A 20,956-nucleotide genomic window follows, 5' to 3' on the forward strand; every position below is an offset into this window, starting at 1 on the left:
TGGTTGGGAAAGGGATGCCGGCCAGCGGCCGGCACTACCGGGCAACGGGCCGTCTTCTGCGCCACTCCAGTACCAGCGCCACCACCAGCACGGTCAGCGCCAGCCCGAACCACTGCACGGCGTAACCCAGGTGGCGCTGCGGCGGCAGCGTGTTCGGCAGCAGGTCGAGATCGCGCTCATCGCCGAACGGCAGCGCTGGGTCCAGCCGCAGCACGCGTTCGGGCAACGATGGCAGGCCCAGTGCCGCAGCCAGGCCATCGGCGGGGAGGCGACTGGCCAGCCAGCGCCCTGCAACATCGGTGGTAGTGAACGCCGGCCCCAGCGCCAGCCCGGACGAGGGGGGCGGCGCCAACAGGCCACGTACGGCCACCGGCGACGGCGGTGCCGGCACCACCGGCAACCTGCGGTCCGGCGGCAGCGCGCGCCAGCCAAGGTCCACCAGCAACACGCTGCCCGCATCGCTGCGGAACGGACGATAGATCTTCACCCCGGCGCGGCCGTGGCGGGTCTGGTTGTCCAGCAGCACCACGCCCGGCAGGAAGCGACCGTGATCGGCCACGCCATGCAGCGCGCCCTGCGCCGCCAGCGCCTGCGCCAACGGCAGCGCCTGCGCCACGGCTGGCCCCTGTGCATCCAGCAACGCCTGCTTGGCCTGCATCCGCTGCAGCTGCCACAGCCCCAGCGCGGTGAATCCGGCCATCGCCAGCAACGCCATCAGCCAGCCGATCAGGCGCGTGTGCTGGCGCATCATGACAAGTCCGCGCAAACGCGGTCAGATAGGCACATCCACCCTGCCCTCGAGCCGCGCATGAGTGATTCGCTGAAGACCCTGCTGGTAATCGCGTTTCTGATCGTCATCGTCTGGAATCTGGGCGCCGGCCTGTATTACCTGCTGGTGGACCGCGGCCAGACCAAGCGCACGGTCAATGCACTGACCCGCCGCATCGGAGTGTCGGTGGCGTTGATCGTACTGGTGATCGTCAGCATCTACATGGGCTGGATCAAACCGCACGGCATCGGCGGCTGACGCCCCATCAGACCAGGCAGCGCCGGCGGCTGACTCTGCCGACGCCTGCGCGGTCAAAGCACGTAGACGAACAGGAACAGCATCAGCCACACCACGTCGACGAAGTGCCAGTACCACGCGGCCGCTTCAAAGCCGAAATGGTTGTCGCGGGTGAAGTGTCCCTTCGCCGACCGCAGCCACATCACGATCAGCATGATCGTTCCCAGCAGCACGTGTGCGCCGTGGAAGCCGGTCAGCATGAAGAAGGTCGAACCGTAGATGCCCGAGCCGAGCGTCAGGTTCAATTCCTTGTAGGCGTGGATGTACTCCTCGGCCTGCAGGGTCAGGAAGCCAAGGCCGAGCAGCACGGTCAGGCCCAGCCAGATCAACAGCTGACGGCGGTTGCCCGCCTTCAGCGCATGGTGGGCGATGGTCAGGGTCACGCCCGAGGTCAGCAGGATCAGCGTATTGATCAGCGGCAGGCCCCAGGCCGGGATCGTCTGGAACGCGCCACCGATCGCCGCCGGGCCATTGGTCGGCCAGCCGGCCGAGTAGCCCTGCCACAGCAGCTCGTTGGTCATCACCCCGCGCCCTTCGCCGCTCAACCACGACAGGCCGAGGTGGCGGGTGTAGAACAGGGCACCGAAGAAGGCACCGAAGAACATCACTTCGGAGAAGATGAACCAGACCATCCCCATCCGGAACGAACCATCCACCTGCCGGTTGTAGTTGCCGGCCTGCGACTCGCGCACCACGTCGCTGAACCACCAGAACAGGGTCAGCACCAGCATCGCCACGCCGATGTAGAAGGTCCAGCGGCCCCAGCTGGCTTCATTGAGCCAACTGGCCACGCCGACCATGGTCACCATCATCGCAATGGAACCGACGAACGGCCACTTGCTCTGGGCCGGGACGAAGTACACGTTGGCGTCGGTAGGTGTCTGGGCCATGGTCGGTATCCGGGTCAGGGAGCAGCGTGGGCGCCTTCCGACGTGGCGGCGGGCGCCAGCCGATCGGACAACGCATCGTTGCGGTAGAAGGTGTAGGACAAGGTGATCGTGCGGATTTCCGGCGGCAGGTCCGGATCGACGATGAAGCGCACCGGCATGTCGCGCTTCTCGCCGGCCTGCAGGGTCTGCGCGGTGAAGCAGAAGCACTCGGTCTTGCTGAAGAACCCGGACGCGCGTGCCGGCGCCACCGACGGCACCGCGCTGCCGACCACGGCCTGCTGGCTGTCGTTGCGGGCGAAGTACAGCGCCTCGTTGAGCTCGCCAGGCACCACATCCATGGTCAGCTGCTCGGGATGGAACGACCACGGCAGCCGCGAATTGACGCCACCATCGAATTCCACCCGCACGGTGCGCTTGCCGGTGGCAGCACCGGTACTGGCTTCGCTGCCCGGGCCACGTTCCAGGCGCACGCCGAATACCTTCTCGCAGGCGATGCGATACAGCGGTACCAGCGAGAACGTCAGCAGGAATACCACCACCGCAACGCCGATCAGGCGCGGCAGGCCGGCGCTGCGTGACGGAGCGGTGGCCGGTGTTTCGCTCATCGACCGATCACGCCGCTGAGGATGAAGCCGACGTACACCAGCACGGCGATCGCGCCCACCCACAACGCGGTGCGCTTGGCGCGCTGGCGCTGCTCCGCATAAAGCGGCGCGGTGCCTGGCCGCTGGCCTGTCGATGCGCTTGCGGCCACGCGTGGCTCGGCTCTGGCCGGGGTGATCGGGCTCTCGTTATGCATGCAGCACCTCAATGACCGATATCGTCGTGGGCCAGGTCACCCGGGCGGATGGTCGGCGGCGTGGTGAAGGTGTGCGCCGGTGCCGGCGACGGCAGCGTCCACTCCAGGCCGCGCGCGCCTTCCCAGGAGCGGGCCTCGGCCTTCTCGCCGTTGCGCAGCGAGGACAGCAGGATCGCAGCCATCATGAACGGCGTGGCGAACATGCCGAACGCACCGATCGAGCTGATCAGGTTCCAGTCGGCGAACGCCACCGAGTAATCGGGGATGCGGCGCGGCATGCCGGCCAGGCCCAGGAAATGCTGCGGGAAGAACAACAGGTTGACGAACACGATCGACCACCAGAAGTGCACCTTGGCCCACTTCTCGCTGTACATGCGCCCGGTCCACTTCGGCCACCAGTAGTACACCGCCGCGATCAGCGCGAACACCGCGCCGGTCACCAGCACGTAGTGGAAGTGGGCGACCACGAAGTAGGTGTCGTGATACTGGAAGTCGGCGGCCACGATCGCCAGCATCAGGCCGGAGAACCCACCGATGGTGAACAGGATGACGAACGCCACCGACCACAGCATGGGGGCTTCGAACGTCAGCGAACCGCGCCACATCGTGCTGACCCAGTTGAACACCTTCACCCCGGTCGGGATCGAGATCAGCATGGTGGCGAACATGAAGTAGATCTCACCGCCCAGCGGCATGCCCACGGTGAACATGTGGTGGGCCCAGACGATGAACGACAGGAACGCGATCGCCGCAGTGGCGTAGACCATCGCCTGGTAGCCGAACAGCGGCTTGCGGCTGAAGGTCGGGATGATCTCGCTGACCACGCCGAAGGCGGGCAGGATCATGATGTAGACCTCGGGATGGCCGAAGAACCAGAAGATGTGCTGGAACATCACCGGGTCGCCACCACCGGCCGCATTGAAGAAGCTGGTGCCGAAGAACTTGTCGGTCAGCAGCATCGTCACCGCACCGGCCAGCACTGGCATCACCGCGATCAGCAGGAACGCGGTGATCAGCCAGGCCCAGCAGAAGATCGGCATCTTCAGCAGGTCGATGCCGGGCGCGCGCATGTTCAGCACCGTGGCGATGATGTTGATCGCGCCCATGATCGAACTGATGCCGGCCACGTGGATGGCGAACACGGTGAACGCCACGTTGTAGCCGCCCTGCAGCGACAGCGGCGGGTACAGCGTCCAGCCACCGGCCGGCGCGCCACCGGGCAGCAGGAAGGTCAGCAGCAGCAGGCTGAAGGCCACCGGCAGCAGCCAGAACGACCAGTTGTTCATGCGCGGCAGCGCCATGTCCGGCGCGCCGATCTGCAGTGGGATCATCCAGTTGGCCAGGCCGACGAAGGCCGGCATCACCCCGCCGAAGATCATCACCAGCGCGTGTACGGTGGTCAGCTGGTTGAAGATTTCCGGACGGATGTACTGGATGCCGGGCTGGGCCAGTTCCAGCCGGATCAGCACGCTCATGAACGCGCCGATGACGAACATGATGAAGCTGAAACCCAGGTACAGCGTGCCGATGTCCTTGTGGTTGGTCGAGAAGAACCAACGCTCGAAGAAGCTCTGCGGGTGATGGTGATCGTCGTGCCCAACTGCCGAGTGCGCCATTGCAAAACACCTCTCAGGATCGGTTGTCGCCGCAGCCGCGTACGGCCGCGGGCAGTTACATCAGGCTCCGCTGGCCGCCGCAGGCGCGTTGCCGGCCTCGGCGGCTGCCGGTGCCGCCGGCTGCGCCGGCGTTTCACTGGCAGGCGCGGTGGGTTCGGCGGGCGCGGCAGGGGCTGCCGGTGCAGGCGCCGGTTTGCGCTGCGCCAGCCACTGCTTGAATTCTTCCTTGGACACCGCCTCGACCACGATCGGCATGAAGCCATGGTCCTTGCCGCACAGCTCCGCGCACTGGCCGCGGTAGACACCGGGCTGCTCGATGCTGGTCCAGGCTTCGTTGATGAAGCCGGGAATGGCGTCCTGTTTCCAGCCCAGCGCCGGCACCCACCAGGCGTGGATCACATCGTCGGAGGTGATGACGAAGCGCACCTTGGTGTCCACCGGCAGCACCAGCCGGTTGTCGACATCCAGCAGGTAGTGCGGATGGCTCTCGCGGGTCGGTACCTTGCCACTCTGCCGCATGCGGTCGGACTCGCGGTCCAGGCGGCTGGTGAAGGTCACGTTCTCGCCCAGGTACTCGTACTTCCACATCCACTGGTAGCCGGTCACCTTGACCGTCATCTCGGCATCGCGGGTGTCGTACATCTTGATCAGGTTGGCCGTGGCCGGCCACGCCATCACCACCAGGATGATCACCGGGATCACCGTCCAGATGACTTCGGCCTTGGTGTTGTGGCTGAAGGTAGCAGCGACCGCACCCTTGGACTTGCGGAACTTGAACATCGCGTAGGCCATCGCGCCGAACACGATCACGCCGATCACCGTACAGACGATCAACGAAAGGTTGTTCGATTCCCAGGCCAGGCGCGAGGTCTGGGTCACCCCCTTGCCCATGTTCAACTGCCACGGTTTTGGATCGGCCGCCTGGGCCAGCGCCGTCCCCGGCATCGACAGCAGGGCCCCCATCGCGGCGGCCATTGCAACGCACTTCGTGCCCCACCCTCTGCTTTGCTTCATTGCCTAGACCCTTAGCGTCGTCGGTTGCCGCCATCGCTGGCGGCGAGCAAATCTTCAAGCGTTTCAACAAGCGTTTGACGTTCGGCCGGCGCGAGGAAACTCCCCACCTCCACCTGCCGGCCGCTGGATGCCAGCCGGACCCTCTGGTCGTCGGTGAGCAGGCGCACCCAGTGCGGATGAGCCCGGAACACCGGCGATCCACCGGGCACGGGGATGACCTCCACGCACGCCGGCACTACCCGGATTTCCTCCTGCCGTTCACCACTGCGCCACAACGCGCGCAACGCAGCTGCCAGCAACAGGCTGTACAGCAGCGCGAACAGGGGGGCGAATGCATTGCCGGCCACCCACCCGAAGGCGGACACCAGCCACATCACTCCCGACAACACAGCAAACAACAGGACGAACTGCCGGGCATCGAGCGCCCGTGGGGGACGCAGTCGCAGCTGCGTACCTGACCCATCCGGAGCTGTAAGCACCTCGATCATGTCGCAACCGCGTTCCTGCCGCGGGAAACGTCTCGATGGTAGCCCTGCCCTCTCGCCGGTAGCAAGGGTGCATTCACACTTTTTCCGATGCTGCAATACAGCATGGGCCCAGCGGTGCGAATGACGAATTCGGCACAAAACGGCCCGACTTTGCTGAACACGCTGAATCCACCACCGCTAGGGGCTATCAGCATTCATGAAGGTGGCTGCGCGGGCCTTCCTGAAGTCGAAAAAATGATTAAAATCGCCAAGTTTTCCACTGGCCGGACCGGCATGAACGCACCCTCCTCTCCCATTGCCGCCAGCGACGCCCCGCGTCACTCGGCGCTGCTGTCGCCGGAACTGCCGGCGTCCCCCAACCCGTTCCGCCAGGCCATCACCGATGGTTGGCTGAAGGACGAGGCCAGCCATGTGCGCGAACTGCTGGCGCAGGCGCGCCTGCCGGCCGACGAGCAGGCCAAGGTGCAGGCGCTGGCCGCCGACCTGGTCGCCCGGGTGCGTGTGCGCGCCAAGGACCAGGGCGCGATCGAAGCCTTCATGCGCCAGTACGACCTGGGCAGCGAGGAAGGCGTGCTGCTGATGTGCGTGGCCGAGGCGCTGCTGCGCATTCCGGACCAGGAGACTGCCGACAAGCTGATCCGCGACAAGCTGGCCGATGCCGACTGGGAAAAACACCTGGGCGGCAGCGATTCGGTGCTGGTCAACGCCTCCACCTGGGGCCTGATGCTGACCGGCAAGCTGGTGCAGATGAACGACGCCACCCGCGCCGATGCGCCCAGCGCGTTCAAGCGCCTGGTCGGCCGCGTCGGTGAGCCGGTGGTACGCCTGGCCGTGCGCCAGGCGATGAAGATCATGGGCCACCAGTTCGTCATGGGCCGCACCATCGGCGAAGCGCTGGCACGCTCGCACAAGGGCGACAGCGCCAGCTACCGCTACTCGTTCGACATGCTCGGCGAAGGCGCGCTGACCATGAAGGACGCCCTGCGTTACCTGGAAGACTACCGTCGTGCGATCCACGCCATCGGTGGTGACCACAAGGCGCGTGGTGGCCGTGCCGATGGCGACGTCAACAACGCACCGGGCATCTCGATCAAGCTGTCGGCGCTGTACCCGCGCTACGAGCACGCCAAGCGCGCGCGCGTGCTGAAGGACCTGGTGCCCGGCGTGCTGGAACTGGCGCAGCTGGCCAAGAGCTACGGCATCGGCTGCACCGTCGACGCCGAAGAGTCCGATCGCCTGGAACTGTCGCTGGACATCATCGAGCAGGTGTTCGGCGATGCCTCGCTGGCCGGCTGGGATGGCTTCGGCGTGGTCGTGCAGGCTTACCAGAAGCGTACGCCGTACACGATCGACCACCTGGCCGACATGGCCCGCCGCGCCGGTCGTCGCCTGCAGGTGCGCCTGGTCAAGGGTGCCTACTGGGACGCCGAGATCAAGCGCGCGCAGATCGAAGGCTATGCCGGCTACCCGGTGTTCACCCGCAAGCAGAACACCGACGTGTCCTACCTGGCGTGTGCCAAGCGTCTGTTTACCCATGCCGACGCGATCTACCCGATGTTCGCCACGCACAACGCGCACACCATCGCCGCAGTGCGCAGCATCGCCAACGGTGGCGTCTACGAACACCAGAAGCTGCACGGCATGGGCGATGACCTGTACGCCGAAGTAGTGCCGGCCGATCGCCTTGGCCTGCCCTGCCGCGTGTACGCGCCGGTCGGCTCGCATGAAGACCTGCTGCCGTACCTGGTGCGTCGCCTGCTGGAAAACGGCGCCAACTCCAGCTTCGTCAACCGCATCACCGACGAGCGCGTGCCGATCGCCGACCTGGTCCGCGATCCGGTCGAGATGGTGTCCTCGTTCGAATCGATTCCGCATCCCAAGATCCCGCTGCCGGTTGACCTGCTGCGCAGCCAGAACCACGGCAGGAAGAACTCCATGGGCGCCAACCTCGCCAACGACAACGAACTGCGCGCCCTGGCCGAGCAGCTCAACGCTGCAGTGAAGCCCTGGCAGGCCGCACCGCTGGTGCCGGGCGCGAACCCGACCGGCGCATCGCTGCCGGTGACCAACCCGGCCGACACCCGTGAAGTGGTCGGCCAGTGGCAGGCCGCCGATGCCGCCACCGTGCAGAAGGCGCTGGCCAATGCCGTGGCCGCACAGCCGGCCTGGAACCGCACCCCGGCCGCCAGCCGCGCCGCCATCCTCGAGCACGCCGCCGACCAGCTGGAAGCGCGCATGCCCGAATTCATGGCGCTGTGCGTGAAGGAAGCCGGCAAGAGCCTGCCCGACGGCATCGCCGAAGTACGCGAAGCCGTGGACTTCCTGCGCTACTACGCCAGGCAGGCGCGCGAGCAGTTCAGCCACGCCGAGAAGCTGCCCAGCCCGACCGGCGAATCCAACGAACTGCAGCTGCATGGCCGCGGCGTGTTCGTCTGCATCAGTCCGTGGAACTTCCCGCTGGCGATCTTCCTGGGCCAGGTGGCTGCCGCACTGGCCGCCGGCAACAGCGTGATCGCCAAGCCGGCCGAGCAGACCAACCTGATCGGCTACTACGCAGTGAAGCTGCTGCACGATGCCGGCGTGCCGGCTGACGTGGTGCAGTACCTGCCGGGCGATGGCGCCACCGTCGGTGCCGCGCTGACCGCCGACCCACGCGTGGCCGGTGTGGCCTTCACCGGCTCCACCGACACCGCCCGTGCGATCAACCGCGCGATGGCTGCACGCGATGCCGCCATCGGCGTGCTGATCGCCGAGACCGGCGGCCAGAACGCCTTCATCGCCGACTCCTCGGCACTGCCGGAACAGCTGGTCAAGGACGCCATCGGTTCGGCCTTCACCTCGGCCGGCCAGCGCTGCTCGGCCGCGCGCGTGCTGTTCGTGCAGGACGACATCGCCGACAAGGTGATGACCATGCTGGCCGGCGCGATGAAGGAACTGAAAGTCGGCAACCCGGGCCTGCTGTCCACCGACGTCGGTCCGGTGATCGACGCTGACGCACTGCAGATCCTGCAGGACCACGCCGTGCGCATGGACCGCGAAGCGCGCCTGATCGCGGCTGCCGAACTGTCCGCCGAAGCGGCCAACGGCACCTTCTTCGCACCGCGTGCGTATGAGCTGAAGGATCTGGGCCAGCTGCAGAAGGAAATCTTCGGGCCGGTGCTGCACGTGATCCGCTGGAAGGGCGACCAGCTCGACGCGGTGATCGACCAGATCAACGCCACCGGATATGGCCTGACCCTGGGCGTGCATTCGCGCATCGACGAGACCGTCGACCGCATCAGCAACGGCGTCCACGTCGGTAACGTCTACGTCAACCGCAACCAGATCGGTGCGGTGGTCGGCGTGCAGCCGTTCGGCGGCCAGGGCCTGTCCGGCACCGGCCCCAAGGCCGGCGGCCCGCACTACCTGCTGCGCTTCGCCACCGAAAAGACGGTGACGGTGAACACCACCGCCGCCGGCGGCAACGCCTCGCTGCTGACCCTGGGCGACTGATCCCAGGCGTCATGCAGTAAACGAAAAACCCCGCGAAAGCGGGGTTTTTTCATGTTGGGCGGATGCGGGCCTGCCAGCCCCTGGCAACTCATTCCGCCAGCACACTGAACCGGTTGTCCGCACGCCTCACCAATTCCTCCAGCACCCGCGCGATACGCATCTCCAGATCGCCTTCCAGCAGCACATACGCCATTCCTCGCGCCTGCAACTGCTGCAGATACCACGCGTGTTGGCGCATGCGGAACTCCTCACCCACACGCGTTCCATCCTGCTCGAACGGGATATCCGGGGCGCACAGGAACAACAGGTCGTACGCACGCGCCGCGGCCCGCTGCAGTGGTTCGGGCGCAGTGCCGAACATCCAGCCGCTGTAGCCCAGCGTCACCAACGGCGTGGTATCGCAAAACACCCAGCGATATGCATGCTGCGCGGCCTGGTGCTCGTGCTGCGGCTGGGTCGCAGCGATACGCAGCAGATCCTGCGCCTGCAGCTCGCCGCCCTGCTGCTCCCACAACGTACGCCCGAATTCCGGCACCCATGCCGTACCCAGGCGCTCGGCCAGCACCCGCGCCAGCGTGCTCTTGCCCGTGGACTCACCGCCGATGAAGGCCACCCGCTGCACATGGTCGGCATAGACCGACCGGCTCAGGCCCTGTCGATGCGCATGCGGATCGGCGCGCAGTTCGGTACCACTGGCCTGACCGATGTCGGTCGAACGCTCCAGCCGATGGTGCTGCACCGGCGCATTGAAATGCTGCGCCAGGGCTACAGCGAAACCATCGCCGTAGTCTTCACCGGTGAAAACAGCCTGCACCGGTCCGCCAAACAGCGCCAGGCACAGCCATGCGGTGAACGCGCGTTGCACCTGCTCACTGTCCTTGTCCTGCGGCAGCGCACGTACGGGAACACCCTGTTGCCTGCACAACGCCGCCAGCCGCGCATCATCCAGCACCGCCACCGTCGTCTGCGGAAAGCGCGCGCGCAGCCAGCGCTCGCGGCGCTCTGCGCTGTAGCCGGCAAAGCCCGGCTGAGACCAGCCGATCACCAGCAGCTGGGTGCAGCGTGCAGAAGCAAATTCGATCAGGCGCTCGTGGCCGAGGTGGAGCGGGCAGAACTTGCCGACCACCAACCCGCGCGGTACCCGCTCAGGCAATGCCATCGGCCGCCCTGCCCGTATCCGCCTCGGCGCGCATCAGGTGCCGCCAGTGACGCAGCGCCACCAGCGCGTTGATCCAGAAACCGACATACAGGATCGAGGTCAGGTGCAGCCCACGGCTGTAGTACAGCGGCACCGCGATGGTGTTGACCAGCAGCCACACCCACCACGATTCCAGCTTGCGCCGCATCATCAGGATCTGTGCGATCACGCTCAGCACCAGCACCGCCGAGTCGATGTAGGGCGCATACGCATTGGTCAGCCGGGTCAGCATCCAGCCGTAACCGAAGGTCGCCAGCACCGCCAACGGCAGCAGCCAGCTCCACGCGCGTGCAGGCAAGCGGGTGATGGGCAGCGGCGCGCCATGGTCACCACGCAGCCACTGCCACCAGCCGAACACGCTGATGACCACGAAGAAGAACTGCAGGACCATGTCCGCGTACAGGTGCGAGCGCTCGAACACCGCGGCGAACAGCACGCAGCCGACGATGCCCAGCCACCACGTATGCACGTTGTTGCGACCGGCCAGCAGGATCGAGCCGGCAACGGCGATGTTGGCAGCCAGCTCCAGCTGGAAGTTCGGATCGGACAGGTTCATCGCGCTATTGTCGCGTAGATCCACGCCCCGCGGGATTGAGCCAGTAGATCCACGCCATGCGTGGATGGAAATCAAGCGCGCACGCGCACCAGCAGCCGGGGCTCTGCGCTACCCCAGCGGCCCAGTTGATGGTGCGGCGCCATCACAGGCGCGAGCCAATCCGGTGCTTCGATATCCCAGGTCACGCCATCGAACGGATGCGGCCAAGGCGTACCCTGCGGATTCGGCGAATGCAGGAACAGCGCGCTCTGGCCGCTATCCGGCGCCAACACCACCCAGCACTGGGTGTCCTGCCGCCTGCAGGCCACCGCGCGCTCGAGCAGCCGCAGCAACGCGGCGGCAACGGCGGTGCGATCACTGCCGTGGCGATTGCCACGCCCCTTCCAGTCCAAGTGGGTATGCCAGTAGTCGAACCATTCCGATGCGAGCGCATCCTGCAGCGCCACGGTGGCCCTCGCCTCTTCGGCGGCCCAGTAGCGGGTCATCTTCTTCAGGTATCGGCGATCGGCCATCAGGCCATTGTCGCGTAGATCCACGCCATGCGTGGATGCAGACCCCCGGAAAAAAGAAAGCCCCGCTTGCGCGGGGCCTCCTTCGTACTGCTTCAGGCAATCGCCGGAATCAGAACTTGTACTGCATCGACGCAGCCAGCACGTCGCCGGTGACCTTGTACTTGCCGACAACGTTGTTGGCGGTAGCGGAGGTCGAGTTGATGTTCGGATCCTTGGTGAACAGGTGGGTGTAGCCCACGCTGTATTCCATCTTCTCCGACGGCGCCCAGGTCAGGCCCAGCGACAGCCACTTGCGGGTGGTATCCGGCACGCGGACGTCACGGTGGGCGTCGGTGGTCGGGGTCTGGTCATAGGCCAGACCGCCACGCAGGGTCAGCTGCTCGTTCAGACGGTACTCGGTACCGATCGAAGCGAAGGTGGTGTCGCGGTAGTGGAACGGCAGCACGCTGTCGGGCTGGTTGGAGTCGTAGTCGACGCGCACTTCGTCGAACTTGCTCCATGCGGTGCGCGACACGTCGGCCATGATCTTCCACTGGTCGTTCACGCGGTGCGTGAAGCTGACGGTGGCGCTGGCCGGCAGGGTGATGGTCGCGCGGCCGTTGCTGTCGACGAAGGTGCCCGGAGCAGCCTGCGCCAGGAACGCTGCAGCAGCCGGGGTCATGGTGAAGTCGGCCTTGCCGTCGGTGATCTTGTGTTCGACTTCCGAGCGGTAGCTGAAGGCGATGTTGGTGCCTTCCACCGGGCTGACGGTCATGCCCAGGGTGTAGCCGACGGACACTTCGTCGCCCTTGATGCGCAGGTAACCATCAGCGGTACCCGGCGAGAAGCCGAGCTGTGCGGCCTGGCGGCCAGCGGCCTGGGCAGCGGCCTGGGCCTGTGCCGGGGTGCGGCCAGCGGCCAGTGCAGCGGCGGCAGCGCGCTGCTGGGCGCTGGCGTTGATGGCGGTACCGCCGTCGACGGCGCTGGTCAGGTCGACATTCAGGCGCTCGGCGAACACCGACGCACCGAACGACAGGTACGGGTTGACGTCGTAGGAGAAGGCCGCACCCAGGTCGATGGCCTGCAGTTCGGTCTTGACGCCGTTGTAGCGGCCGACCCAGTCACGGTCGTATTCGGTCTTGAAGCCGAACGGCACGGTCAGCGACACGCCGAAGTGCATGTTGTCCTTCTCGCCGAACGGCACGTGGAAGTACGCGGCCGGAACCGGAGCGATCATGCCGGCGTCGCCGCCGTTGCCGCCGGAAATCGGAGCGCCGTTGGCATAGCGGCCTTCGCCGCGGAACTTGGCGCCGAAGCTGATGGCGCTGACGTCACCCTGGATCTGGGTGCCTTCCAGCAGGCGCATCGAAGCCGGGTTGGTGGCGACCACCGAGGCATCGCCTTCGGCAGAGGTGGAACCAGCGAAGGCGCGGCCCAGGCCCTTGGCGCTGTTTTCCTTCAGCTGGAAGGCGGCGGCATTGGCGTCGGCGGCGGCCAGCGCACCGGCAACGCCGACGGCCAGCAGGGTCAGGCGGGCAATGGTAGAAGCAGTTTGCATCGTAGTTCTCTCTCCGGTAAGCGGTGATGGTGCTCTAAGTGCGCCTGCGCCCGTCAGGCTGGATGGCCTTTCGAAGCGCGCCGGATTCCCCTCCCGACATACGACGCCGTATGCGAGTATTACCCAGAGCCGTTAATGAAACAATAACAGCGCTGGCGCTTTCTTCGTCGCAAAAGCTGAACAGGCTCCTTCCCCGCCAAAAGCGCCCGCACGCTAGGCTAGTGCCATGTTTGTCTCCCTCCCCTCGCGCAAAAAGGCGACCCTGCGCTGGGCTACGCCCGTGCTGTTTGCGGCACTGTGGCTGGCATTCCTGTGGTCGATCTCGCGCCCGGACGATGCCCGCGGAAGCCTGTGGCTGGACTGGGGCGCCCTGTCCACCGGCCTGACCCACCCGCTGGACTGGTGGGCAACCCTGCAGGACGGCAGCGTGCTGCGCCTGTTCACCGCCCTGTTCCTGCACGCCGACTGGTCGCACCTGCTGGGCAACCTGGTGTTCCTGCTGATCTTCGGCCTGCCCGCCGAGCGGGTGCTGGGCCCGTGGCGGTTGCTGCTGCTGTTCCTGGTGGGCGGGGCGATCTCCAACCTGGTCGCGATCTACACCATGGGCAGCCCGGACCAGATCATCATCGGCGCCAGCGGCGCGGTGTCGGCATTGATCGGTGCCTATCTGGCGCTGTTCCCCGGCGCGCGCCTGGGCGTGGTGATCCCGCTGGGGCTGTTCCTGGAGTTCGTGCGCGCCCCGGCCTATCTGCTGATCGGTGTGTGGGCGGCGCTGCAGGTGGTGTTCGCCTACATCGGCCCGACCTTCGGCATGGTCGCCTGGTGGGCGCACATCGGGGGCTTCGTGTTCGGCGTGGTGTACGGCATGTACGTGCGCGCGGCGATCGCACGGCGACTGCGCAAGCGGCACGGGTTCTAGCGTCCGCTTGGTAGAGTCGAACTTGCCAGGCTGCTTCATTGCTCTGGGTCTGCTCCATCCGGAACGATGCCAGAAACGTCACTCGCGACTGACCACCAAGGTGTTGTGGTGGGTATCAAAGAGCAACGTTGCGCCGTCATTCAACACCAGGAAGTACTCGAAGAACGGCAGCTCGCCCAGCAGAGGAATCAGTTCGCTTGCCTGCAGCGTCCACATCGGCCAAGGCGATGCGCGCTCTTCTGATGCCACCAGGCAGATTTCGCTCTGCACTTGCGCCAACAGTCCAGCCAGGTAGGAGAGGCCTTCCTCACTGCTGTCGTAGTGAATCTTCTGGACAATCAACGGCGCGCTTGCCCACCAGTAGATGAGGTGGGTATCGATCCGATGGCGGCCCGCCAGCGATTCCATCAGGACGGCAGCCTGCTCCATCGGCACTGGCTGGCGCTCAAGCAGATTGCTGATCGTGGTGGTGAGAGTCGAATCGTCCATGAATCGATTCTATGGGGCGACACATGCGATCGTGCTGCCTCCTTGACGTACCGAGGTTAGCCGGGCGTGGCCCGGCGTACCATCAGGGCGTGGCCGGGGCCGGAACGGGCTTCGCTTCGGGCTTCGCTTCGGGCTTCGCTTCGGGCTTCGCTTCCGGCTTTGCTTCCGGCTTTGCTTCCGGCTTTGCTTCCGGCTTTGCTTCCGGCTTTGCTTCCGGTTTTGCTTCAGCCTTGGGCTCCGCCTTGGGCGCCGGCTTGGCGGCGACCTTCGCCGCCTTGTCCGCTTCGGCCTTCGCAGCTTCTGCCTTCAAGCGCGCCGCAACCGAACCCGGGTTCTTCAGTTCGGCCAGTGCATCGTTGATCGGGCCATCGCCCGGCAACACGGCGCCAGCGTGGTAGCCCTCGGTGCCTTCCTCGTCACCGCGCAGGTGGCCCGGCAGGGTCGCTTCACTGTAGTCACTCAGGCTGGCCGGCAATGCCTCGTCTTCCGGACGCGGTGCTGCCTTCAGTTCCACTTCCGGCACGATACCGGTGGCCTGGATCGATTTACCGCTGGGTGTGTAGTAGCGCGCCGTGGTCAGCTTCACCGAGTCACCATTGTCCAACGGCAGCACGGTCTGCACCGAGCCCTTGCCGAAGGTGCGGCTGCCGATCACGCGCGCGCGCTTGTTGTCACGCAGTGCGCCGGCCAGCACTTCCGATGCACTGGCCGAACCGGCATCGACCAGCACCACCACTGGCGCCCCCTTCAGCAGGTCGCCCGGGGTTGCGTCGAAGCGTGCATCGCTGATGCTGATGCGGCCGCGGGTGCTGACGATGTTGCCCTTGTCGAGCAGATCATCGGCCACCTGCACCGCAGCGGTCAGCAGACCACCCGGATTGCTGCGCAGATCCAGCACCAGCCCCTTGAGGTTGCCGCCGGACTGCTTCTGCAGCTGCTGCAGGTGCTTCTGGAAATCAGAGCCGGTGTCGGCCTGGAACGTGCTCAGGCGGATGTAGCCATAGCCCGGTTCCAGCAGGCGGCTGCGCACGCTGGTCACGCGGATCGTCTGTCGGGTCAGGCTGACGTCGAAGGGCTTGGGCTTGCCGTCGCGGACGATGGTCAGCACCACCTTGCTGCCGGCCGGGCCACGCAGCGGTTCGCTGGCATCGATCGCGCTGATCGGCTTGCCATCGATGGCGATGATCAGGTCGCCGGCGAGGATGCCGGCCTTGGCCGCCGGGGTGTCGTCGATCGGCGAGATCACCTTCATGCTGGCGTTGTCCGGCTGCTGCTGCAGCTCCACGCCGATGCCTTCATAGGCGCCGTTGGCCTGCTCGTCGAACGCCTCCGCATCTTCCTTGTTGAAGTAGGTGCTGTGCGGATCGAGGTCGAGCAGCAGGCCGCGCACAGCTGACTGCATCAGTTTGTTGTCATCGACCGGGTCGACATAGGCCGCGCGCACAGCGTTGTAGACGGCCACGAAGCGCCGGATGTCGTCCAGCGGTACCTTCGAGGTCACCGCCTCCTCGCTGCTCGCCGCCTTCCCGGGAGTTTCCTTCGACGGGATGGGGGCGGTCTGCTGAGCCCAGGACAGGGCCGGCAACAGAGCCAGCAAGAGGGTGGCGGTACGGGCTGCGCGCATGGATCACTCCTGTCGACGATGGCATCGTGCCCAAGGCACATGCACCGATTATGCGCGAAGCGTGGCTAAATTCCCGTTGAATCCGCCGTGCTGCGGCCAGGCGGAATTCAGCGCCGCTGCAGCCAGCTGTCCGGATTGACCGGTTGCCCACCACGGCGCAGCTCGAAGTACAGCGCCGTCACGCCCTGGCCACCGGAGTTGCCGACCTTGGCCACCGCGTCGCCACGGCTGACCCGCGCGCCGGCATCCTTCAGCAGGGTGTCGTTGTGGGCGTACAGGCTCATGTAGCCGTTGCCATGGTCGACGATCAGGATCATGCCGTAACCGGTCATCCAATCGGAGAACACCACGGTGCCGTCGGCCACGGCGGTGACGGTGCTTCCGGCAGGTGCGCCGATCAACACACCGCTGCTGGTGCGCCCGTCCGGCAGCTTGCCGCCATAGCGGGCCAGCAGATTGCCCGACAGTGGCCAGCCCAGGCCACCGACCTTCGGCGCTGGCGCCGAGGCAACGGCCGGAGGAACCTTGGTCGGCGGCGGCGGTGGACGGCCAGCCGCGGCGGCCTGGCGCGCCGCGCGCTCGGCGGCGGCCTTTTCGGCGGCAGCCTTGCGGGCGGCGGCACGGCGCTCTGCCTCTGCACGGGCCGCAGCAGCGCGCAGGTTGGCCAGCAGGGTTTCCAGTGCCTTGGCATCCTGGCCCAGTGCCTGCTCCTTCTCGCGCTTGTCCTTGAAGCGTTCTTCCAGCGAAGCCACGGTCTGCGCACGCTCGCGACGGTCCGATGCGAGCGTGGCGACCTGCTGCTTCTGCTCCCGCTGGGTACCCTGCAGGTGCTGCTGGCGCTGGGCGATCTGCGTCTGCAGTGTCTCCAGCTCCTTCAGGTCGGCCGTCAGCGTGGTGATGCGCTGCGCACGCTCGCGCTGCAGGTAGCGGTGATAAGCCAGCGCACGGTTGGCATCGGCCACCGTGTCCTGCGAAAGCAACAGCTTCAGCGGCGCGTGGTTGCCAATCTGGTAGGCCGCACGCAACAGGCCTGCCAATTCGCGATTCTGTTTTGCCAGATTGGACTGCAACGCATTGCGACGCTGCTCGGCTTCGGCCAGCGCCCTGCTCTGCTCACGCAGTGCCGCCTCGGTCTGGGCCAACGTGCGACCACTGCGTGCGACTTTTTCATCGGCCTCGCGCAGCTGCTGCGACGCCTGTCCGCGCTGGCCCTCGATCTGCCGGCGCTCCTGCGCCACGCCCTTCAGTTCGGTGCGCAGCTTCTGCAGCTTGCGCTCGGCCTCGCGGGCCGAAGAGGTCTGCGCCACACCAGGCATGGGCAGCGCAAGGGCAAGCGCCATGCCCAGCAACAGGCAACGTCCACCGCGCAGGGTGGCGATGTGATGCCGGCGTGAGGGGAAGACGTTGTTGCGCAAGGGCTTTCCAGTGACTTCAGGCAGATGCGGAGACGTGCGGGGAATGGTGACATCTCCGCACGCGGCCTGCCAGCCGCACAACAACGAGGTTCCCATGAAAGCTCTCTCCATTCCGCTGCTGTTCGGCATTGCGCTGGCCAGTGGCCCGGCCTGGGCCCAGGCAGACGTGAGCAAGGTCAACGGCAGCATCAGCGCCGATCCGGGCCAGCGCTACGGCAAGCTGGACACCGTCAATGGTGGCATCCGCGTCGGCGAGGGCGTGGAAACCGGCAGCATCGACACCGTCAACGGCGGCGTCAAGGTCGCCGATCGTGCCCGCACCGGCAGCATCGAGACCGTCAACGGCGGCATCCGCCTCGGCCGCGAAGTGACGGCCCATGGGGATGTCAGCACGGTCAACGGCAGCATCTTCAGCGACCAGGGCAGCCAGATCGAAGGCGGCGTGGAAACCGTCAACGGCGGCATCGGCCTGGTCGGCAGCCGCGTGCGCAAGGACGTAGAGACCGTCAATGGCGACATCACCGTCGGCATCGGCTCGCAGGTCGGCGGCGGCGTGCATGTGCGCAAGCCGAACTTCAGCGTCTCGCTCACCGCCAGTCGCAAGCCTCGGGTCATCATCGGCCCGAATGCCGTGGTCAGTGGCAGCCTGTTGTTCGAGCGCGAAGTGGTTCTGTATGTCCACCGCAGCGCACGCATCGGCGCGGTCACCGGCGCCGATCCGATTCCCTTCGATACCGACACCGCCCCGGCCGATTGAGCCTGCGGCTTGGACGATACTCCCCGATACCGGTCGCGCCCGCTGCGCGGCCGTCCCTTGTGTTTCCAGGAACCGATGATGCCCCGCAAACTCCTCCTGTGCCTGGCCGCTGCGGCCGCGCTCAGCGCCTGCAAAGGCGAAGACACCCCGGCTCCGGCGCCCAGCGCCGACAGCACCGCCAAGCCGGCCCCGCACACGTTCTCTCCCGGGATCAACGCCGCCGACTTTGGCGAGATGGTGAAGACCCTGGCCTCTGACGAGTTCGAAGGTCGCTCGCCCGGCAGCAAGGGTGAAGAACTGACGGTCAACTATATCCGCGACCAGATGCAGCGCATCGGCCTGCAGCCCGGCAACGGCGACAGCTGGTTCCAGGACGTGCCGATGACCGAAACCACGGCCGATGAGTCGACCGTGCTCACTCTCACCCAGGACGGCAAGACCCGCGAGCTGAAGTTCGGCACCGACATGGTGGTGGGCACCCGTACCGGCCAGACAGAAGTGAAGGTCGATGCCAGCGACCTCGTCTTCGTCGGCTACGGCGTGGACGCACCCGAGCAGAAGTGGAACGATTACGCCGACCAGGACTGGAAGGGCAAGACCGTGGTCATGTTCGTCAACGACCCGGGCTTCCATGTCGATGACGAGAAATTGTTCGACGGCAAGCGCATGACCTACTACGGCCGCTGGACCTACAAGTTCGAGGAAGCCGCGCGCAAGGGTGCCGCCGCCGCACTGATCGTGCATGACACCGCAGGCGCGTCCTACGGCTGGGACGTGGTGAAGAACTCCTGGGCTGGCCCGCAGTACGACCTGCCGGCCAAGGACGATGCAGAGCCGCGCCTGCCGGTGCAGGGCTGGTTGAGCGCCGACGCGGCCAAAGCCCTGTTCGCCGGTGCCGGGCTGGATCTGGACCAGGCCTACAAGGATGCCAGCAAGCGCGGCTTCAAGCCGGTGCCGCTGAAGGCAACCGCTTCGGTGGACCTGAAGAGCAAGGTCGCGCAGAAGCAGTCGCGCAACGTGGTGGGTGTACTGCCTGGCAGCAAGCGCGCCGACGAGGCCGTGCTGTACATGGCGCACTGGGATCACCTCGGCAAGCACGAGGGCGAACAGGGCGACAACATCTACAACGGTGCCGTCGACAACGCGACCGGCGTGGCCGGCATCCTTGAGGTGGCCGAAGCGATGGCCCATCAGGAGCCGAAGCCGGAACGTTCGGTGGTGTTCCTGGCGGTGACCCTGGAAGAATCCGGCCTGCTGGGTTCGAAGTACTACGTCGCCCACCCGACCTTCCCGCTGGACAAGATCGCCGGTGTCATCAACATCGATGCGATGTCGGTGGCCGGTCGTGCCAAGGACGTGACGGTGACCGGCTTCGGCAGTTCGGAGCTGGAAGACATCCTCAAGCCGCTGGCTGCAGCCCAGGATCGCACCCTGCACGGCGAAACCTCGGTACAAAGCGGCTTCTACTTCCGTTCGGATCACTTCAACTTCGCCAAGGCGGGTGTGCCGGCGCTGTATGCCGACGGCGGTGAGGACCTGCGCGACGGCGGCGTCGAGGCCGGTCGCAAGGCGGCCGCAGACTACGGTTCCAACCGTTACCACGGCCCGAAGGACGAGTATGACCCGGCCACCTGGAAGCTGGATGGCACGGTCGAGGACCTGCAGCTGATGTACGGCGTTGGCAAGGAACTGGCCGGCGGCGATCGTTGGCCCAACTGGTACGAAGGCAATCCGTTCAAGGCTGCCCGCGACACGATGATGAAGGCCAAGGCACCGGCCGCTGCGGCGAAGTAAGTCCGCCAGCAGTTGAGTTCCAAAAAAGGCGGCGCCCCTTGGGCGCCGCTTTTTTTGTGCGTGTTTTGCTGGGCCCCGGTAGTGCCGGCCGCTGGCCGGCTGGCACGTGCAGCCGCGTGATGTTCATGAGGTTGCCGGCCAGCGGCCGGCACTACCTTCGGTTTCTCGCGCGCAAAGAAAAACCCCGCTGCGTGAGCAGCGGGGTTTTTGGATGTAAACCCTGGCGATGACCTACTCTCGCATGGCTTAGGCCACACTACCATCGGCGCAGCTACGTTTCACTTCCGAGTTCGGGATGGGATCGGGTGGTTCCATAGCGCTAATTTCACCAGGGAGACGGTTGCAGCAGCGCTTGCAGCGCCAGCTCACGTACTTGCCCTTGGGGCGGAAGGAACTCAAAAAAGCAGAGCCTTCACTTAATAGAAAAAACCCCGCTGCATGTGCAGCGGGGTTTTTGGGTATAAACCCTGGCGATGACCTACTCTCGCATGGCTTAGGCCACACTACCATCGGCGCAGCTACGTTTCACTTCCGAGTTCGGGATGGGATCGGGTGGTTCCATAGCGCTAATTTCACCAGGGAGGCGGTTGGAGTGTCGCYTGGRCGTCGTGTCTYTGCAGGGTGCGGGCATGGTGATGCCAGCGTTGCAAAGAGACGCGCCTGAGCGCCTGCCTCTCGTTTGGTCTTGTGACGTAGCGTGCACTTGGATCTATCGACATGTCATGTCGGCCAAGGCAACTTGAGGTTATATGGTCAAGCCTCTCGGATCATTAGTATCAGTTAGCTCAAT

19 protein-coding genes and 2 rRNA genes are annotated in these 20,956 nt (G+C 65.8%); 5 read left to right on the top strand and 16 right to left on the bottom strand.

Features of this window, described 5'->3' with window-relative positions; all coding sequences use genetic code 11:
* Positions 1 to 34: 34 nt before the first annotated feature.
* Positions 35 to 751, bottom strand: coding sequence for an SURF1 family protein (locus AC1DKR_RS18825; protein WP_025878288.1), 717 nt, complete (start codon positions 749 to 751; stop codon positions 35 to 37).
* Positions 752 to 808: 57 nt separating this feature from the next.
* Here AC1DKR_RS18825 and AC1DKR_RS18830 point away from each other — a divergent pair, with 57 nt between their 5' ends.
* Positions 809 to 1,027 carry a twin transmembrane helix small protein gene (locus AC1DKR_RS18830; protein WP_010484233.1) on the top strand — a complete coding sequence of 73 codons (219 nt, stop codon included), beginning with the start codon at positions 809 to 811 and terminating at the stop codon, positions 1,025 to 1,027.
* A 53-nt stretch (positions 1,028 to 1,080) separates the two neighbouring features.
* Here AC1DKR_RS18830 and AC1DKR_RS18835 read toward each other — a convergent pair whose 3' ends face one another.
* The 6 genes from AC1DKR_RS18835 to AC1DKR_RS18860 are packed head-to-tail and all read right to left on the bottom strand — an operon-like array spanning position 1,081 to position 5,873.
* Positions 1,081 to 1,956, bottom strand: a complete 876-nt coding sequence (locus AC1DKR_RS18835) for a cytochrome c oxidase subunit 3 (protein WP_478034435.1) — start codon at positions 1,954 to 1,956, stop codon at positions 1,081 to 1,083.
* Positions 1,957 to 1,970: 14 nt separating this feature from the next.
* Positions 1,971 to 2,561: a cytochrome c oxidase assembly protein gene (locus AC1DKR_RS18840; protein WP_025878292.1), complete on the bottom strand. Its 591-nt coding sequence runs from the start codon at positions 2,559 to 2,561 to the stop codon at positions 1,971 to 1,973.
* Positions 2,558 to 2,755 (bottom strand): hypothetical protein, encoded by a 198-nt coding sequence (locus tag AC1DKR_RS18845; RefSeq protein WP_154879164.1) that lies wholly within the window; start codon positions 2,753 to 2,755, stop codon positions 2,558 to 2,560. Before AC1DKR_RS18845 ends, AC1DKR_RS18840 begins: the two co-directional genes overlap by 4 nt.
* A gap of 8 nt (positions 2,756 to 2,763) precedes the next feature.
* The gene (ctaD, locus tag AC1DKR_RS18850; RefSeq protein WP_025878294.1) at positions 2,764 to 4,371 is read right to left on the bottom strand and encodes a cytochrome c oxidase subunit I; all 1,608 of its coding nucleotides are present in this window, start codon (positions 4,369 to 4,371) and stop codon (positions 2,764 to 2,766) included.
* A 60-nt stretch (positions 4,372 to 4,431) separates the two neighbouring features.
* Positions 4,432 to 5,385 (bottom strand): cytochrome c oxidase subunit II, encoded by a 954-nt coding sequence (coxB, locus tag AC1DKR_RS18855; RefSeq protein ID WP_394198217.1) that lies wholly within the window; start codon positions 5,383 to 5,385, stop codon positions 4,432 to 4,434.
* An 11-nt stretch (positions 5,386 to 5,396) separates the two neighbouring features.
* Positions 5,397 to 5,873, bottom strand: a complete 477-nt coding sequence (locus AC1DKR_RS18860) for a DUF2244 domain-containing protein (RefSeq protein ID WP_025878297.1) — start codon at positions 5,871 to 5,873, stop codon at positions 5,397 to 5,399.
* Positions 5,874 to 6,146: 273 nt separating this feature from the next.
* On the opposite strand from AC1DKR_RS18860, the gene putA reads away from it, so the two are divergent.
* Positions 6,147 to 9,365 (top strand): bifunctional proline dehydrogenase/L-glutamate gamma-semialdehyde dehydrogenase PutA, encoded by a 3,219-nt coding sequence (putA, locus tag AC1DKR_RS18865; RefSeq protein ID WP_478034439.1) that lies wholly within the window; start codon positions 6,147 to 6,149, stop codon positions 9,363 to 9,365.
* A gap of 88 nt (positions 9,366 to 9,453) precedes the next feature.
* Here the strand turns inward: putA and AC1DKR_RS18870 are convergent, their stop codons facing one another.
* From AC1DKR_RS18870 to AC1DKR_RS18885, 4 genes are all read right to left on the bottom strand, one after another.
* Positions 9,454 to 10,524, bottom strand: a complete 1,071-nt coding sequence (locus tag AC1DKR_RS18870; protein WP_478034441.1) for an AAA family ATPase — start codon at positions 10,522 to 10,524, stop codon at positions 9,454 to 9,456.
* Complete coding sequence (gene pnuC, locus AC1DKR_RS18875; protein ID WP_312787621.1) at positions 10,511 to 11,119, bottom strand: nicotinamide riboside transporter PnuC; 609 nt, start codon at positions 11,117 to 11,119, stop codon at positions 10,511 to 10,513. The genes AC1DKR_RS18870 and pnuC overlap by 14 nt, the downstream gene beginning before the upstream one ends.
* Positions 11,120 to 11,190: 71 nt before the next feature.
* A complete protein-coding gene (locus AC1DKR_RS18880; RefSeq protein ID WP_051501537.1) occupies positions 11,191 to 11,631 on the bottom strand; it encodes a hypothetical protein in 441 nt (146 codons plus the stop codon).
* 109 nt (positions 11,632 to 11,740) lie between these two features.
* On the bottom strand, positions 11,741 to 13,168 hold the full coding sequence (locus tag AC1DKR_RS18885; protein ID WP_025878303.1) for an outer membrane protein transport protein: 1,428 nt from the start codon (positions 13,166 to 13,168) through the stop codon (positions 11,741 to 11,743).
* A gap of 226 nt (positions 13,169 to 13,394) precedes the next feature.
* Here AC1DKR_RS18885 and AC1DKR_RS18890 point away from each other — a divergent pair, with 226 nt between their 5' ends.
* Entirely contained in the window at positions 13,395 to 14,087 is a 693-nt protein-coding gene (locus tag AC1DKR_RS18890) for a rhomboid family intramembrane serine protease (protein WP_025878304.1), read from the top strand.
* Positions 14,088 to 14,165: 78 nt separating this feature from the next.
* On the opposite strand, the gene AC1DKR_RS18895 is transcribed toward AC1DKR_RS18890, so the two are convergent.
* From AC1DKR_RS18895 to AC1DKR_RS18905, 3 genes are all read right to left on the bottom strand, one after another.
* Positions 14,166 to 14,576 (bottom strand): hypothetical protein, encoded by a 411-nt coding sequence (locus tag AC1DKR_RS18895; RefSeq protein WP_312787633.1) that lies wholly within the window; start codon positions 14,574 to 14,576, stop codon positions 14,166 to 14,168.
* Between the two features lie 82 nt (positions 14,577 to 14,658).
* Entirely contained in the window at positions 14,659 to 16,200 is a 1,542-nt protein-coding gene (locus AC1DKR_RS18900) for a S41 family peptidase (protein ID WP_478034444.1), read from the bottom strand.
* A gap of 107 nt (positions 16,201 to 16,307) precedes the next feature.
* Positions 16,308 to 17,540 carry a murein hydrolase activator EnvC family protein gene (locus tag AC1DKR_RS18905; RefSeq protein WP_394198230.1) on the bottom strand — a complete coding sequence of 411 codons (1,233 nt, stop codon included), beginning with the start codon at positions 17,538 to 17,540 and terminating at the stop codon, positions 16,308 to 16,310.
* A 169-nt stretch (positions 17,541 to 17,709) separates the two neighbouring features.
* Here AC1DKR_RS18905 and AC1DKR_RS18910 point away from each other — a divergent pair, with 169 nt between their 5' ends.
* Both AC1DKR_RS18910 and AC1DKR_RS18915 read left to right on the top strand, forming a co-directional pair.
* Positions 17,710 to 18,372 (top strand): DUF4097 family beta strand repeat-containing protein, encoded by a 663-nt coding sequence (locus AC1DKR_RS18910; RefSeq protein ID WP_312787697.1) that lies wholly within the window; start codon positions 17,710 to 17,712, stop codon positions 18,370 to 18,372.
* A 78-nt stretch (positions 18,373 to 18,450) separates the two neighbouring features.
* On the top strand, positions 18,451 to 20,166 hold the full coding sequence (locus AC1DKR_RS18915) for a M28 family metallopeptidase (RefSeq protein ID WP_312787696.1): 1,716 nt from the start codon (positions 18,451 to 18,453) through the stop codon (positions 20,164 to 20,166).
* 218 nt (positions 20,167 to 20,384) lie between these two features.
* Here the strand turns inward: AC1DKR_RS18915 and rrf (AC1DKR_RS18920) are convergent.
* Positions 20,385 to 20,499: ribosomal RNA gene (gene rrf, locus AC1DKR_RS18920) — 5S ribosomal RNA — on the bottom strand.
* Positions 20,500 to 20,631: 132 nt separating this feature from the next.
* Positions 20,632 to 20,746, bottom strand: a 5S ribosomal RNA gene (rrf, locus tag AC1DKR_RS18925).
* Positions 20,747 to 20,956 lie beyond the last annotated feature (210 nt).

The organism is Stenotrophomonas sp. 01N47, from assembly GCF_056399165.1.

Bases quoted from the DNA above. Each gene is read 5' to 3' on its own strand.
- AC1DKR_RS18880 (WP_051501537.1), bottom strand. From the start codon at position 11,631: ATGGCCGATCGCCGATACCTGAAGAAGATGACCCGCTACTGGGCCGCC.
- AC1DKR_RS18845 (WP_154879164.1), bottom strand. From the start codon at position 2,755: ATGCATAACGAGAGCCCGATCACCCCGGCCAGAGCCGAGCCACGCGTG.
- AC1DKR_RS18830 (WP_010484233.1), top strand. From the start codon at position 809: ATGAGTGATTCGCTGAAGACCCTGCTGGTAATCGCGTTTCTGATCGTC.
- AC1DKR_RS18895 (WP_312787633.1), bottom strand. From the start codon at position 14,576: ATGGACGATTCGACTCTCACCACCACGATCAGCAATCTGCTTGAGCGC.
- pnuC (WP_312787621.1), bottom strand. From the start codon at position 11,119: ATGAACCTGTCCGATCCGAACTTCCAGCTGGAGCTGGCTGCCAACATC.
- coxB (WP_394198217.1), bottom strand. From the start codon at position 5,385: ATGAAGCAAAGCAGAGGGTGGGGCACGAAGTGCGTTGCAATGGCCGCC.
- AC1DKR_RS18915 (WP_312787696.1), top strand. From the start codon at position 18,451: ATGCCCCGCAAACTCCTCCTGTGCCTGGCCGCTGCGGCCGCGCTCAGC.
- AC1DKR_RS18905 (WP_394198230.1), bottom strand. From the start codon at position 17,540: ATGGCGCTTGCCCTTGCGCTGCCCATGCCTGGTGTGGCGCAGACCTCT.
- putA (WP_478034439.1), top strand. From the start codon at position 6,147: ATGAACGCACCCTCCTCTCCCATTGCCGCCAGCGACGCCCCGCGTCAC.
- AC1DKR_RS18840 (WP_025878292.1), bottom strand. From the start codon at position 2,561: ATGAGCGAAACACCGGCCACCGCTCCGTCACGCAGCGCCGGCCTGCCG.
- AC1DKR_RS18860 (WP_025878297.1), bottom strand. From the start codon at position 5,873: ATGATCGAGGTGCTTACAGCTCCGGATGGGTCAGGTACGCAGCTGCGA.
- AC1DKR_RS18900 (WP_478034444.1), bottom strand. From the start codon at position 16,200: ATGCGCGCAGCCCGTACCGCCACCCTCTTGCTGGCTCTGTTGCCGGCC.
- AC1DKR_RS18890 (WP_025878304.1), top strand. From the start codon at position 13,395: ATGTTTGTCTCCCTCCCCTCGCGCAAAAAGGCGACCCTGCGCTGGGCT.
- ctaD (WP_025878294.1), bottom strand. From the start codon at position 4,371: ATGGCGCACTCGGCAGTTGGGCACGACGATCACCATCACCCGCAGAGC.
- AC1DKR_RS18870 (WP_478034441.1), bottom strand. From the start codon at position 10,524: ATGGCATTGCCTGAGCGGGTACCGCGCGGGTTGGTGGTCGGCAAGTTC.
- AC1DKR_RS18825 (WP_025878288.1), bottom strand. From the start codon at position 751: ATGATGCGCCAGCACACGCGCCTGATCGGCTGGCTGATGGCGTTGCTG.
- AC1DKR_RS18885 (WP_025878303.1), bottom strand. From the start codon at position 13,168: ATGCAAACTGCTTCTACCATTGCCCGCCTGACCCTGCTGGCCGTCGGC.
- AC1DKR_RS18910 (WP_312787697.1), top strand. From the start codon at position 17,710: ATGAAAGCTCTCTCCATTCCGCTGCTGTTCGGCATTGCGCTGGCCAGT.
- AC1DKR_RS18835 (WP_478034435.1), bottom strand. From the start codon at position 1,956: ATGGCCCAGACACCTACCGACGCCAACGTGTACTTCGTCCCGGCCCAG.